The 14529-nt window shown below is 63.5% G+C and carries 9 protein-coding genes and 2 rRNA genes; 3 read left to right on the top strand and 8 right to left on the bottom strand.

The annotated features are described in order from the left end of the window. Positions 1-176: 176 nt before the first annotated feature. Together rrf (BM019_RS29805) and rrf (BM019_RS29800) are read left to right on the top strand one after the other, a co-directional pair. Positions 177-292, top strand: a 5S ribosomal RNA gene (gene rrf / locus BM019_RS29805). Between the two features lie 110 nt (positions 293-402). Next, positions 403-518: ribosomal RNA gene (rrf, locus tag BM019_RS29800) — 5S ribosomal RNA — on the top strand. 179 nt (positions 519-697) lie between these two features. Here rrf (BM019_RS29800) and BM019_RS29795 read toward each other — a convergent pair. The 4 genes from BM019_RS29795 to BM019_RS29780 all read right to left on the bottom strand — a co-directional run bounded on the left by BM019_RS29795 (position 698) and on the right by BM019_RS29780 (position 6037). Beyond that, the gene (locus BM019_RS29795) at positions 698-1873 is read right to left on the bottom strand and encodes a PepSY-associated TM helix domain-containing protein (protein WP_085533197.1); all 1176 of its coding nucleotides are present in this window, start codon (positions 1871-1873) and stop codon (positions 698-700) included. A gap of 63 nt (positions 1874-1936) precedes the next feature. Continuing rightward, a complete protein-coding gene (locus tag BM019_RS29790; protein WP_092422581.1) occupies positions 1937-4417 on the bottom strand; it encodes a TonB-dependent siderophore receptor in 2481 nt (826 codons plus the stop codon). 103 nt (positions 4418-4520) lie between these two features. Continuing rightward, entirely contained in the window at positions 4521-5531 is a 1011-nt protein-coding gene (locus tag BM019_RS29785) for a FecR domain-containing protein (RefSeq protein WP_092422578.1), read from the bottom strand. A gap of 5 nt (positions 5532-5536) precedes the next feature. Then, on the bottom strand, positions 5537-6037 hold the full coding sequence (locus BM019_RS29780; protein ID WP_092422575.1) for a sigma-70 family RNA polymerase sigma factor: 501 nt from the start codon (positions 6035-6037) through the stop codon (positions 5537-5539). A 312-nt stretch (positions 6038-6349) separates the two neighbouring features. Here BM019_RS29780 and BM019_RS29775 point away from each other — a divergent pair, with 312 nt between their 5' ends. Next, positions 6350-8230, top strand: coding sequence for a methyl-accepting chemotaxis protein (locus BM019_RS29775; RefSeq protein WP_009041562.1), 1881 nt, complete (start codon positions 6350-6352; stop codon positions 8228-8230). 244 nt (positions 8231-8474) lie between these two features. Here the strand turns inward: BM019_RS29775 and BM019_RS29770 are convergent, their stop codons facing one another. Genes BM019_RS29770 through BM019_RS29755 form a run of 4 tightly spaced genes read right to left on the bottom strand, consistent with a single transcriptional unit; the run spans position 8475 to position 14112 of the window. Beyond that, complete coding sequence (locus BM019_RS29770) at positions 8475-8939, bottom strand: SRPBCC family protein (RefSeq protein ID WP_062824083.1); 465 nt, start codon at positions 8937-8939, stop codon at positions 8475-8477. Between the two features lie 23 nt (positions 8940-8962). Next, the gene (locus BM019_RS29765) at positions 8963-12394 is read right to left on the bottom strand and encodes a non-ribosomal peptide synthetase (protein WP_092422572.1); all 3432 of its coding nucleotides are present in this window, start codon (positions 12392-12394) and stop codon (positions 8963-8965) included. A gap of 15 nt (positions 12395-12409) precedes the next feature. Then, positions 12410-13339, bottom strand: coding sequence for a diiron oxygenase (locus BM019_RS29760; RefSeq protein ID WP_009041565.1), 930 nt, complete (start codon positions 13337-13339; stop codon positions 12410-12412). Next, positions 13336-14112, bottom strand: coding sequence for a DUF3050 domain-containing protein (locus tag BM019_RS29755; protein ID WP_092422569.1), 777 nt, complete (start codon positions 14110-14112; stop codon positions 13336-13338). Before BM019_RS29755 ends, BM019_RS29760 begins: the two co-directional genes overlap by 4 nt. Between the last annotated feature and the right edge of the window lie 417 nt (positions 14113-14529).

Genomic DNA, 14529 nt, shown 5'->3' with positions numbered 1-14529 from the left:
AGCTAACCAATACTAATTGCCCGTGAGGCTTGACCATATAACACCCAAGCAATTTGCGCTTAACAGCCAGATTGCGGTGTGTGAAGACGAAACGAACCGAAAGTTCGAGAAAACACACAAACTATCGCATACCCAATTTGCTGAAGCGTCGAAAGACGACTCGGCACACCGAATTTCTTGACGACCATAGAGCATTGGAACCACCTGATCCCATCCCGAACTCAGAAGTGAAACGATGCATCGCCGATGGTAGTGTGGGGTTTCCCCATGTGAGAGTAGGTCATCGTCAAGATTAAATTCCGAAACCCCAATTGCGAAAGCAGTTGGGGTTTTGTTTTTGTAGAAGTTCCCGATTTTGCTGGCACGTTCGGCCCTTGAGCCAACGGTCCGGCCACAGAATTTCTTGACGACCATAGAGCATTGGAACCACCTGATCCCATCCCGAACTCAGCAGTGAAACGATGCATCGCCGATGGTAGTGTGGGGTTTCCCCATGTGAGAGTAGGTCATCGTCAAGATTGAATTCCGAAACCCCTGTCTGCTGACGCAGACAGGGGTTTTGTTTTTGTACGTCTGAAAGCCTCTGGGCTTACATAGGAGCCAGGCTCCAGGTCACTCAGCAGGAGCCCCCTGACAGCGCCCAACTCTGCTTCAGAACGTCAGAACAGAGCGAAGCACCTCCGCTCTGTCCCTCACCTCACCGCTGACGCATCTTGCTGCTTCTGCGGGCCAGCCATTTACGCCACCAGATGTAGATCCCGGTGACGGACAACACCGCAATCACCAACCCCAACACCGCAATAAGTACCTGCCCGGTAAAGCCGATGATCCGGCCACCATGGATCGGTAGTTGCAGCCGATAAAAACGTTCGCCCAGGGTGCCTTGCCCGGCGATCTCCTGTCCCAAGAGGTGCCCATCGGTGCCATGAAAGAACAGCCACGACTTACCATGGGCCTCGGTATCGTGCTGACCGAAACCGGCGCCATAGAAGTTGTATTCGAAGCTGTAATACAGCTCGCCGATCGCTGCTGTCAGGCCCAGCCGTTTGCCTTCCTCCTGGGCCCGTTCATAAGCCTGCTGATAGGTGAGCCGGGTAACCCCCAACTGATCGCTGGGCATGCGCCCACGAGCTTCATAGACGCTCGGCTCGATCGGTGAGAGTAGGGAAACCACCGGCTTGAACACCTGGCTCGGCAGGTTCATCGCCACGCTGCTGATCGCTATCGGCAGCAGCAGTAACCACAGCCATAACCCGCCCGCTCGATGCAGATCCATGTTGAGACGATAGGCGTGCCCGCCCTTGATCTTCCAGGCGGTCGACCACTTCTTCCAGAACGGCCGGCCACGGGGCAGGGTGAGGAACAAGGCGATGAAGCAATCGATGACCCAGAAGATCGCCACCAGCCCCATCAACACCAGCCCCCAGTTACCCGGCAGCGTCAGGTTGTAGTGGAATTCGAGAATGAAGGGGATGAGATTCTCCCGCTGAAAACAGCAGGCACCCCAGAACCGTTTGCCGGTCTGCTCGCCACTGACCGGGTCCAGATAGAACACCTGGTTGGGGTCGTCGAAGGGTTTGCCCGTGGCCGGATCGTTACGGGGAACCGCCGCGAGCAGTGCGGTATGCCCGGGCTCATTGGGGTACTCCATGTACCAGACCTGCAGGCGCGGATGCTGTGTCTGCACCCGGTCGACCAGGCTTCCAGGCGGCAACGCCTGACCCTCGGCAGGGGCCTCGTAGAACCCCGGATTGAGCCACTCGTCCAGCTCGTGATTGAAGGCCAGCAGGCTGCCGGTCAGCCCTGCCAGCAGCAGAAATACCGCGGTAGCCAGGCCGATATAACGATGCAGTAGAACCAGAATTGCGCGCATGAAATTTTCCCGTAGAGACGACAAAGCCAGCGCGTGCGCTGGCTTCGGGGGAACGACAAATGATTAGAACTGGTAGCTGACCGTGGCCGCGACGTTCCGCTCCTCGCCCATGTAGCAGAAGCTCAGGCTGGCACAGGAGGCGATGTAGGATTCGTTGGTCAGGTTGTTGGCATTGAGCCGGACATCCACGCCCTTCAGGCCGACCTTGCCCAGGTCATAGCCGACGGAGGCATCGAACAGGGTGTAGGACGGCACCTTCATGGTGTTCTCCGCATCCGCCCAGCTGTAGCCGACATAGCGCACGCCGCCGCCCAGGCGCAGGCCGTCGAGCGAGCCGCTGTCGAACTTGTAGTCGGCCCAGAGCGAAGCCATGTGCCGCGGCGCCTGGGTCGGTGAGTTGCCCTTGTTCTCGATGATGTCGGTGGCGGTGCTCAAGGTGCTGACCATCGACTTCGAGTACTCGATATCGGTGAAGGTGTAGCTGCCGAGCAGCTTGAGGTTGTCGTTCAACTGCAGGTGCGCTTCCAGTTCCAGGCCCTGGGAGCGTACGGCGCCGACCGCACGATAGAAGTTTTCCTGGGGCAGCTTGGTGGCCAGGTTTTCCTGGTCGATGCGGAACAGCGACGCGGTGTACAGGTCATCCGTGCCCGGTGGCTGGTACTTCAGGCCCAGTTCCCATTGGGTGCCATCGGTAGGCGCCAGCGGGTTGCCGGCACTGTCCGCGTAAGAGTTGGGGTTGAAGGATTCGGAATAGCTGATGTAAGGCGCCAACCCGTTATCGAACAGGTACAGCGCCCCGGCGCGGCCGGTCAGCTTGGTGCGCTTGTCATTGATCTCGGTGCCCACCGGGCGCGAGGCTTCGGCCAGGCGGTTCTCGTCCGAGGTCTCCACCCAGTCCTGGCGCAGGCCCAGGGAGAAGCGCCACTTGTCCATCTCGATCAGGTCTTGCAGGTAGACACCGGTCTGCTCGAGGCGACGCAGATAGCTGACCGGGTCATAGTAACTGATGGCCGAGTTGCCATAGACCGGATCGAACGCATTGATCGGCGCCACGGAGCCGCTGGTCCAGTCCACCACCGTCTTGCGCCGCTGGTAATCCGCGCCCATCAGCACCGTGTGCTTGGTCGCGCCGGTGAGAAATTCGGCCTGCAGCATGTTGTCGACGATGAACGCATGCAGCTTCTCGTCGCCGCCGGTGTAGTAGCGGTTCAGCTCGTTGCTGGTCGGGGTGGTCCAGCCGTAGCCGTAGACCTGATCCAGCTTCACCTTGGAGTCGAGGTAGCGGAAGTTCTGCCGCGCGGTGAAGACATCGTTGAAGCGATGTTCGAACTGATAGCCGAACGACTGCTGATCGCGCTCATAGCGATCGATGCCCGGTTCGCCTTCGAAGAAGTTCTCGGAAATCCGCTGGCCGTTGCGCGGGTGCAACGCACCGTCGGCCGGCATGCCGCTGTGGTAGCCGCCGTCCGGATCGTGTTGCAGGTACGCCTGCAGGGTCAGCGAGGTGTCATCGGTGAAGTCGATGCTCAGGGTCGGTGCCAGGGCGTAGCGTTTTTCCTTGTTGTGGTCGAACTGGGTGTCGGAGCGGTCCGCCAGCCCGGTCAGGCGATAGGCGATGCGCTTGTCGTCGTCCACCGGGCCGCTGAAGTCGAAGCCCATGCCGCGCTGGCCCTGGGTGCCGACCGTGGCCTGGATCTGATGGTAGGGCTCGAACAGCGGTTTCTTGCTGGTCAGTGCCACCAGGCCGCCCGGGGAGCTGCGGCCGTAAAGCACCGACGAAGGCCCCTTGAGGATGTCCACCCGCTCCAGGAAGTACGGATCGACCTGCATGGTGCTGTAGGTGCCGCTGTCGCCCATGGACTTGAGGCCGTCGAGGTAGATGTTGTCCACCGAGCCGTCGTTGAAGCCGCGCATGGCCACGTAGTCGTACCTGTGGGTCGCGCCGTAGGGGTTGGTCAGCACGCCGGGGGTGTAGCGCATAGCCTGGGACACGGTTTGCGAACCCTGGTCGTCCATTTGTTCGCGGGTCACCACGGAGACGCTTTGCGAGGTTTCCAGCAGCGCGGTACTGGTCTTGGTGGCGATCTGGCTGTGGGTGGCGTTGTAGCCTTCCATGCTGCCCAAGGCATTGCCCAGGGCGAAACCCTTGATGTCGGTGGTCGGCAACGCCAGGGCGCCGGTCTCGGGCAAGGCCCGCAGCACGTAGCTGCTGCCGTCCTGGCTCAGCGCTTCCAGGCCGGAGCCGTTGAGCAGTTGGCCCAGGGCCTGGTCGGTGGAGTACTCGCCCTTCAGGCCGGCGGACTGGCGCCCCTGGAGCTGCGCCGGGGTCATCGACAGGGTGATGCCGGCCTCGCGGGCGAAGCGGTTGAGTACGTCGCTCAGGGCGCCGCCGGGGATGTTGTAGCTGTGGTTGAGGCTGGCCGCGCCAGACTCGGCCGCCTGTGCCAGGCAAGGCAAGGCGGCGACGCCCAGCGCCGAGGAAAGCAGGGCCACGCGCACGGCATGGCGCAGGCCAGAAGAAGAGTGGTGGAAGTGCACAATCATGGAAGGGTTCCGTTGAGTCGCTGAAGGCAGATGGAAGTGCTTACTGTCTAAGCCGGACTCACGGGAAAAAGCCGCCAAAAAAATTTCAACGAATTGCAGCGCCTCAGGCCAGACGTTCCAGGGTGACCCACCAACGGGTGCGATAACGCAGGCGCACGGGCAGGGTTTGCGGGAGGATCGCCAGCAGTTTGTCGGTGTCCTCCAGGCGGAACACGCCGGACAGGCGCAGGTCGCCGATCTCGCCGGCACAGCCCAGGTAACCGTGGCGATAACGCCCGACTTCGTGGATGAAGTCCGCCAGCCGCATATTGCGGGTGACGATCAGGCCATCGGCCCAGGCGCCCACGTCCATGTCCAGCGGTGGCACCGGCAGCGCCTGGGACGCACTGACCCGATAGCTTTGCCCGGCCTGTACCCGGGCCGAGGCGCCATCGGCGGTGTGCGGCGAATGAATGGCTACGCTGCCGGCGGTCACGCTCAGGCGCGTGCAGTCGCCCTCCATGCGCACCACGAAACTGGCGTCGAAGCCTTCGAACAGGCCATGGCGAGTCCGTACCAGCAGCGGCCTGGAAGGGCTCGCCTGCGGGTCTGGCCCACAGGTCAGCATGATTTCCCCACGGCTGAGCCGGATCAGCCGCTGCCGGGCATTGAAGTCCATGTCGGCGGCGCTGTCGGTGTTGAGTTCCAGGCGCGAGCCGTCCGGCAACTGGAAGCCGCGGCGTTCGCCGGTGGCGGTGGCGAAGTCGGCGTTCCATTGCTGCCAGGCCAGTTGCTCCTTGCCCAGCCACGCGGCGCAGCCCACCAGCATGACGCCGCCGAGCAGCTTCAGGGCCTGGCGTCGGCCGAGGCGCTGAGCGCTGTTTTCCAGGGTATCGAAGGCCACCTGGGCACCGGGCACCGCCCGCAGGTTGCTGTGCAGTTCCTGCTGCAGCGATTGCACCCGTTGCCAGGCCAGCTCGTGCTCGTGATGGGCCGCGCGCCAGGTATCGCATTGCTGCAGCAGCCGGGGGTTACCGGCGTTGTTGCGCAGGCGCAGCATCCAGTTGATGGCCTGCTTGACCACCAGGTGCCTGGGGTCCACGGGTCGGCGCAGGTTGATCGAGGGGTTATCCACAGCGCTCAAGCCTCATAGCGCAGCAGGTAGCAGTGGAACAGCGCGTCGGCCACGTAACGCTCCACCGAACGCAGGGACAGCCCCATCTGTTCGGCGATCTGCTTGTGGGTCAGGCCTTCGCACTGGGCCAGCAGGAACGCCTTGCGCACTTTCGGCTTCAGGCCTTCGAGCATGCGCGCGATGCTTTCCAGCAGCTCCAGCACCAGGGCGCGGGCTTCCTCGCTGGGGGCTTGGGCTTGCGGCAGATGGGCGATGGTTTCCAGGTAGGCGCGTTCGATTTCCTCGCGGCGCCAGTGGTCGATCACCAGGCCGCGGGCAATGGTCCGCAGGAAGGCGCGCGGGGCCTTGAGTTCCAGGCGTTCGGTGCGCTGCAACAGGCGCACGAAGGTGTCCTGCGCCAGGTCGGCGGCATCGGCGGCGTTGCCCAGCCGGTTGCGCAACCATGTGTTGAGCCAGCCATGGTGATGGCTGTACAGCGCCTGTACCGCGAACTCAGGTGATGACATGGATGCGACTGCCTGGGTGTCACAAATGATAATTAGTCGCATTGTCATCAAGGGTTTGGGATTTTGCAACAGCCGCAGGGCGACCGGCTACGAAAAAGTCCGACGCGACCGCTCTAGCCTGCCGTTCAGCGGTTTTTTGCAGATAACAGGTACATTTCTGACAAATCGCTAAGATTTATCCGTCTCGTGCCGACAGACAGTGAGACCCATGCGTGCACCAAAGTAGAGCGGTCGTAGAACGCCGCCTGCGTTGTTACATGGAAAGTTGCATCCCGTACGCATCCCCACTTTCGGCATAAGAAGTCCCATGACATGAATCTCAAGTTCAGCCATAAAATCCTTTTGGCCGCCTCCGGTGTAGTGGTTCTGGCATTCGCGTTGTTCACTTTGTACAACGACTATCTGCAGCGAAACACCATTCGCCAGAACCTCGAATCGTCCATCGAGCAGGCGGGTGACCTCACTTCCAGCAGCGTCCAGAACTGGATGAGCGGACGCATCCTGGTGCTCGAGAACCTCTCGCAGAACGTCGCCCATCAGGGCGCCAACGCCGACTTCCCGGGGCTGGTGGACCAGCCGGCGTTCACCACGAACTTCCAGTTCACCTACGTGGGCCAGGCCAACGGTGTGTTCACCCAGCGGCCTGACGCGAAGATGCCCGATGGCTACGACCCGCGTCAGCGTCCCTGGTACAAGCAGGCCGTGGCGGCCGACAAGACCATGCTGACCCCGCCCTACATGGCGGCCGTTGGCGGGCTGGTGGTGACCATCGCCATGCCGGTGAAAAAGGACGGCCAGTTGCTGGGCGTGGTGGGGGGCGACCTGAGCCTGGAAACCCTGGTGAAGATCATCAACTCGGTGGACTTCGGCGGCCTGGGCCATGCCTTCCTGGTCAGCGCGGACGGGCAGGTGATCGTCAGCCCGGACAAGGACCAGGTGATGAAGAACCTCAAGGATGTCTACCCGGGCGCCAACGTGCGTATCCAGAAAGGCACCCAGGAAGTGCTGCTCAACGGCCAGGAACGCATCCTGTCGTTCACCCCGGTGACCGGCCTGCCGAATGCCGAGTGGTACATCGGCCTGTCCATCGACCGTGACAAGGCGTTCGCCCCGCTGAGCAAGTTCCGCACCTCGGCGCTGCTGGCGATGTTCATCGCCGTGGCCGCGATTGCGGTGCTGCTGAGCCTGCTGATCCAGGTACTGATGCGTCCGCTGACCACCATGGGCCGCGCGATGCAGGACATTGCCCAGGGCGAGGGCGACCTGACCCGCCGCCTGGTGGTGGAGAGCAAGGACGAATTCGGCGTACTGGGCGGCTCGTTCAACCAGTTCGTGGAACGTATCCACGCATCGATTTCTGAAGTGTCCTCGGCCACCCGCCAGGTGCACGACCTGTCCCAGCGCGTGATGGCCTCGTCCAACGCCTCGATCATCGGTTCCGACGAGCAAAGCGCGCGCACCAACAGCGTGGCCGCGGCGATCAACCAGCTGGGCGCCGCCACCCAGGAAATCGCCCGCAACGCCGCCGATGCCTCGCAGCATGCCAGTGGCGCCAGCGAGCAGGCAGACGATGGTCGCCAGGTGGTGGAACAAACCATCCTGGCCATGACCGAGCTGTCGCAGAAGATCAGCCTGTCCTGCACCCAGATCGAGACCCTGAACGCCAGCACCGACAACATCGGCCACATCCTCGATGTGATCAAAGGCATCTCCCAGCAGACCAACCTGCTGGCGCTCAACGCGGCCATCGAAGCGGCGCGCGCCGGTGAAGCCGGTCGCGGTTTCGCGGTGGTGGCCGACGAGGTCCGCAACCTGGCCCATCGCACCCAGGAGTCGGCCGAGGAGATCCACAAGATGATCACCTCGCTGCAGATCGGCTCCCGCGAAGCGGTATCGACCATGAACGCCAGCCAGGCGTCCAGCGAAGAGAGCGTCGAAGTGGCCAACCAGGCCGGTGCGCGGCTGGTCAGCGTGACCCAGCGCATCACCGAGATCGACGGCATGAACCAGTCGGTGGCGGCCGCCACCGAAGAGCAGACCGCCGTGGTGGAAACCCTCAATGTCGACATCAGCCAGATCAACCTGCTGAACCAGCAGGGCGTGGCCAACCTCAACGAAACCCTGAAGGATTGCGACGCCCTGTCGCTGCAGGCCAACCGCCTGAAGCAACTGGTGGACAGCTTCAAGATCTGACCCGCACTGCCCTGAAAAACGCGATGAGGCCGGTATGGCTCATCGCGTTTTTTTTACCTGTCCGACAGCCCATCGGCACCCCTTGCCGTACTTCGGACCGCCTCCCTATCTACCGGTCTGCGAACCCCTGTAGCCGCTGCCGCAGGCTGCGAAAAGGCCGCAGGCCTTCAGCGATCTCAAGCCCTTGTGCCGCCTTCGGCGTCGATCGCAGCCTACGGCAGCGGCTATAGGGGCATTTCCAGTGTTACTCGAACATCCTTTGCACATTGCCCATTGCCTCATCGGCAAACCCTTGCAGGAATCCCTGGAAGGCCGCGACCTCGGCACCGCCTTCGGCCGGGTCGGCGACGATGCGCCAGGTGGCGCGCGCCCGTTCGCCGGGCAAGGCCTCGACGCTCATGGCCGCCCACAGATTGCCAATGCCCAGGGTGTCGTAGATCAGGCTCCAGGTCATGTACAGGGCCTGGTCGTCCCGAGAGTTGAGTTGCTCGATCACGATGTTGCCGTCGTGGAAGAACTTCTTGCGCACCGAGCGCACGCCTTCGCCGGTCATTTCGATGTGCGACAACGCGGGAATGAAGGCCGGGAAGCCGGCGAAGTTGCCGACGATATTCCAGACGCTTTGGGCATCGGCACCGATGTCCACGGTGGACAGGACCTGGCAGGCGTTCGGGTTCTTGATCAGGGTGTCGGGTTGCAGGTTTTTCATGGTGTTCTCCAGCGTGGGTGGGTTCAGATAAAACGGATGTCTTTCAGGTACTGGCAGCCCTTGCGCAGCAGCGCCGGGTCCTTGGGCGGGTAGTCGGCGCCCATGCGCCGCACCCCGGCCTTGGCGTTGGCGTGGCCGATCAGCGAGATGTCGCCGATGTCTTCCTCGAAGCCGTTGAGGTAGAAGCCGAGGACGCCGAACAGCGCGTTGTCGCGGTCGACCCGGCCCAGCTGGCGCTGCCAGTCGGCGACGCTGACCATGCGGAACTCGCGCCCGGCCTCGCGGAACGAGGCGACATAGGCCTCCCAGCTCAAAGGCTGCGGGTTGTGCAGGTTGAACACCGCGTGGGCCGGCTGATAACGGCTGGCGTGGAAGGCGATGAAGCGGGCGAGGAAGTCCACCGGCATCAGGTCGAAGTTCATCGCCAGCTGCGGCACCTGGCCCAGTTGCAGCGAGCCCTTGAGCATCAGCATCAGGCGGTTGCGGTGGGGCTGGCAGACCCCGGTCTGACTGTTGAAACTGATGTTGCCCGGGCGATAGAGATTGACCCATACCCCCTGTTCGCGGGCCCGTTGCAGGATCCGCTCGCCGACCCACTTGGACAGGTTGTAACCGTTGCGGATGTAGATCGGCGGCGTGGCCGCGGGTGGCTGTTCGAGCACCCGGCCCTGGGCGTCGATGTTGCTGGAGGCGGACAGGGTCGAGACGAAGTTGAAGACCTTCTTGCTGCGCCCTTCGCACAGGCGCAGGCACTCGAACAGCGGCTCGACGTTGTCGCGCGCCAGCGCCGGGTAATCGAGCACGTGATTGACGTTGGCGGCGTTGTGCACCAGCGCGCCGTATTCGCGGTCGATGCGTTCATACACATCCGCCGCCAGCCCCAGCCGTGGCTGGCTGATGTCGGCGGCATGCACCCGCACCCGGCTCAGGTCCAGATGCTCCAGGCGGTTGTCGCGCAGGGCCTGGGTGAAACGGGCGGCGGCCGATTGCGTGGGCGTTTCCCGCACCAGGCACGCCACCTCGCTGGCGCCCCATTCCAGCAGCGCCTGGACGATGTGCACGCCGAGGAAACTGTTGGCGCCGGTGACCAGCACCTTGTGCACGTCGCCCAGTTGGCTGGCCGGCAGCACTTGCAGGTCGAGTTCGGCGTTGGCATCGGCGAACACCGGGTCGAGGGACGCGTCCGGGCCGTCATGGGCGGCGCCGTCGACCAGGGTCGCCAGGTTGCTCAGGGTCGGCGCCTCGATAAAGCGGTTGATCGACAGGCCGCGGCCGAACTGTTCGCGAATCGCCAGCAGCAGGCGCGACAGCAAAATCGAGTGGCCGCCGAGGTTGAAGAAGCTGTCGTCGGTGCCGATGTCCTCGGCCGGCAGTTCCAGCAGTTCGGCCCACAGTTGCAGCAGGCGCCGTTCAGTGGCGTTCTGTGGCAGGCGTCGCTGGCGGCTGCTGCCGGATGTACGCGGCAGGGCCAGCAGGGCGCGGCGGTCGACCTTGCCGTTGGCGGTGCAGGGCATGCTCGGCAGCTCGATGTAGGCGCTGGGCTGCATGTAGTCCGGCAAGCGCTGGCGCACCTGCTCGCGCAGGATTTGCAGCGCGTCGTCGGCATTTGGCTGGGCCAGGTAGGCGAGGATCCGCCGCTGCTCGTCGATCACCACCGCCACCTGGCGGAACAGCTGGCCGTCGCGCAGGCAATGCTCGATCTCCTCGGGTTCGACCCGGAACCCGCGAATCTTCACCTGATTGTCCCGCCGTCCGCAGATCTCGATGCCGTTGTCGGTCCACTGGCCGATGTCCCCGGTGCGATAGACCCGCAGTCGGCGCCCGTCCGGCAGGTCCAGGGTCAGGTAGCGTTCGGCGCTTAGCGCCGGGTTGTTCAGGTAGCCGAGGCCGACACCGGGCCCGGCCAGGTACAGCTCGCCGGGGGTACGGTCGGGCAGCGGTCGCAGCTGTTCGTCGAGGATCAGCACCTGGCTGTTGGCGATCGGCAGGCCGAGGTTGCGCGGGTTGTCGTCGACGCGCAGGCGGCGGGTGGTGGCCAGCACCGTGGTTTCGGTCGGGCCGTAGATGTTGTGCAGCGCGCACTGGTCGGCCAGGCGCTGGATGACGAAGGGTTCGCAGACGTCGCCGCCGGTCACCAGATGCCGCAGGCCCAGCGGCTGCTCCAGGGGCAGGATGCTCAGCAGCGCCGGCGGCAGGAAGGCGTGGCTGACCTTCTGCTGCTGGAGCAGGGCCAGCAGTTGCCGCGGGTCGCGCCGCTGGTCCTGGTCGGGGACCACCAGTATCGCGCCGCAGAGGAAGGTGGGCAGGATATCCAGCAGCGAGGCGTCGAAGTTGATGGTGGAGAACTGCAGCACCCGGCTGTCTGGGTCGAGCTCGACATGGTCGATATACCAGGCGCAGAAGTGACTGAGATTGCCCTGGCTGAGCAACACGCCTTTGGGTTGGCCGGTGGTGCCCGAGGTGTAGATCGCCACGCAGGGCGCCTCTGGTGGCGGCGCCTGGCGCAGCAGCGGAAGGCTGTCCTCGGCGTCGTCGTGCAACAGGGTGCGCACATCGAGTTGCGCCAGGTCGAGGTCGGCCAGGTCTTCGCAGCCGTCGTGCAGCAGCAGGGCGGCGCCGGCGTTGTCGAGAATGTAGCGCCGCCGTTGCGCCGGGTGCTCCGGGTCCAGCGGCAGGTACACCGCGCCACAGCCGAAGGTCGCGAGAATCGCGGCATAGAGCACCGCCGACTTGGGCAGGCACAGGCCGATCACCGGTGGTTGGCCAGAGGCTGGAGGCAGGTGTCGCAGCATCTGCTGCTGCAGGTTGCGGCTCAGCCGATGCAGGGACTGGTAGCTGTAGTCGACGCCCTGGATGTTCAAGGCCGGGCGCTGGGCGAAGGCCAGCAGGCTCTGGTCGAGGCGCTGGACGATCGGCACCTGCATCTCGCGCAGCAAGGCCGGTGTCGGCTGTGGGTTGTGCCGGTGCTCGAAGGCCAGCGAGTCCAGGCGCTCCAGGCCCAGCAACGGTTCGCTGGGTTCATCCAGGGCCGCGAGCTGCTGGAAAAATGCCGCGCCGCGGGAAAAGCCGCTGACCAGCCGCGCGGTACTGGCGACCAGCCTGGCCACCGCGCTGCCGAGCAGGGCCTGGCCGTTGCCGCTGGCCTCCGGCGGCAGGCTCGCCTGTTCGATCAGCCGAGCGTCGTGGCGGTGGAACAGGCGCACCTGCGGCAGCCCGGGCGCCGCTTGGGCGATCAGGGCGATGCGCAATTCCAGGCGCGCGGTGTCCGCTGCGAGGATGGGTGAATCACCCAGGCTGCCGTCGTCGATCAGCAGATGGGGCCGCAACCCCTCGGCGTTGGCGATGGCTTGCGGCGAGTCCAGTTGTCGCACCAGATGGCCGTGGCGCTCCAGCTCCATGGCCAGTTCGTTCAGGGCCTGGCTGCGGCCCGTCAACACAATATCGAGGCGTCTCATGCTCGGGGCCCTCCGTTAGGGCAGGTAATCGGCCAGTGCGTCCTGGACGCAGGCCGAATCCAGCATCGAACTGCTGCGCAAGAAGCGCAGGATGTTGGCGATCAGCGGGTGATGGCGGTTGATCGGGTAGGCCAGGGCGGCGGCTTCCTCGCGCAGCGCCTGCTTGATCGGGGCGGCGACGGGCAGTTGCTCGATCAGCCGCAAGTCGAAGTCCTTCTGAATGTCGTTGGTCAGGTACTGGGCGATGAACACCGGCAGCACCCGGGCGATCTCTGCGCGGTCGGCATCGCTGGCGCCGTGCCAATAGATGCGCACCAGCCGCGACCAGAAGCCCGAATGCCGGCCTTCGTCCTGCAGATGGTCGGCCATCAGGCCCTTGATCGACTGCTTGACCGTGTCGTCCTTGGCGAAGGCGGCGACATCGTTGGTCACGGTGTTTTCGGCGATGGCCACGCAGACCAGCTCCATCGCGTCGCGCAGGTGGTCGGGCGCCAGCCGCAGGGCGGCGGGGATGGCCCGGCTGAGTTCGATTTCCCGGGGCAGCTCGATGGGCTCGATACCGCTCATGGCGATGGTCTGCTGCATGAAGTCCATCGCCACCAGCGCGTGGTAGTCCTCGTCCACCACCACGGTCATGGCGTCGTAGCGACAGGCAAAGGGGAAGGCAATGGCGAAGCGATTCTTGGCGATGTTGCGGGCGGTCTTGTCCACCAGCTCGGTCTCGAAGATCACCACATCGTTGATGAACTTGTAGAGGCTTTGCACCAGCACGAAGTCCCGTAGATGGGCACAGTGGTCGAGGAAGCCCTGGCTGTGCACCAGGGGCTGGCGGCTCAGGGGATAGATCAGCTTGTCGTCGTCCTCGAGCATGCGCCGCGGCCGGGTGCGGATGGTCGCGCGCTCTTCCCAGGTGTCAGCGAAGGATTGGTAATCGAGGGCGTTCATGCGCTCACCCCGATCGCCGATTCGGCCATGCTCAGGCGCAGCCCGTCCCACAGGGCGATGCGGCTGTCCACCGCGGCGATGGCCGCCGCGTACACCTCCTGCTGGCGTTGCGGGTCGCCAGCCACCAGCCGCTGCAGCAGCTGTTCCGCGGCCGGGCCGTGGTCGTCGGAGTCGACTTCGATATGGCGTTGCAGGTAGTAGCGAAAGGTCGGCGCCTGCTCGATGCCGATGCCCCAGTCGTCGAGGATGCGCTGGAACATCCGCGGGATGACGCTTTCCCGGCCATGGAGAAAGGCCGCTGCCACGCAATGGGCCGGCGCCTGCACGGCGGTGTGCACGGTCTGGCGGACAAAGGCGCTGGCGGCCGGGTCGGCGTCGACGCTGTGCAGGGCGGTGTCGAAACTCACGCCCTCCTGTTGCAGCGCGACGAAGCGTTCCACGACCCCGGTGGTGGCGCCGACTTCGCGCATGGCGTCCAGGTACAGCTCGAAATGGCTGTAGTGGCCTTGCCCGGGGCGATCGTCGGACTCTTCGCCGAGCACGATCTCGTTGATCAGCCGAGCGGCGCGAGGGTCCCGCGGCGGTAGCCAGGGCAGGCGCACGCAGGTCAGTTCCTGTTGCAGGCGCTTGGTCAGCGACATGAAGTCCCACACGGCGAAAACATGGGCCTGCATAAAGCGTCGAAGAACCGCGAGTGTGTTGATTTCGGCAAAAATGGGATGGGCGCTGAGTGTGGCTTTCCTGGCGTCGAGAAGTTCTTTGCTGGCGTTCATTTAGGCTACCTGTCTGAGATGTTCAAGTGTGTTTGATTGGCCGATTAGTTGCGGCTCGTATAGGCGTTTTAATCAGTAATTATTTATTGCGGGCGAACAGGGGCCTCAAACCTGAGTTGATAAGCTGGAAAGTTTTATAGTGCTGGCCTGTCTATCCGTTAAAGAACCGTCGTCTTGGCGTTGTGGGCTTGAGAGAGCCAATAAAGCCGAGGCTTGCCAGGTGCTCATGAACGGCTGCTCGACGTTGTTTAATGTCGGCGGAGAAAAAACTAATACAGGAGAAAGTGTCGGGCAAGTTGTTTTTATAATACTTTTCTAATTTGTATTTTTGTCGCGCGACAAGTTGCTGCAAAACTTCTGGTTGAAGTTTTGTTGAGATGAAGTTGCCCCTTCCGACTTATATAAGTCAGAATTTTT

The sequence above is a fragment of the Pseudomonas sp. NFPP07 genome (assembly GCF_900115645.1).
GTDB lineage: Bacteria > Pseudomonadota > Gammaproteobacteria > Pseudomonadales > Pseudomonadaceae > Aquipseudomonas > Aquipseudomonas chlororaphis.
This window is presented reverse-complemented; position numbering and strand designations above follow the sequence as displayed.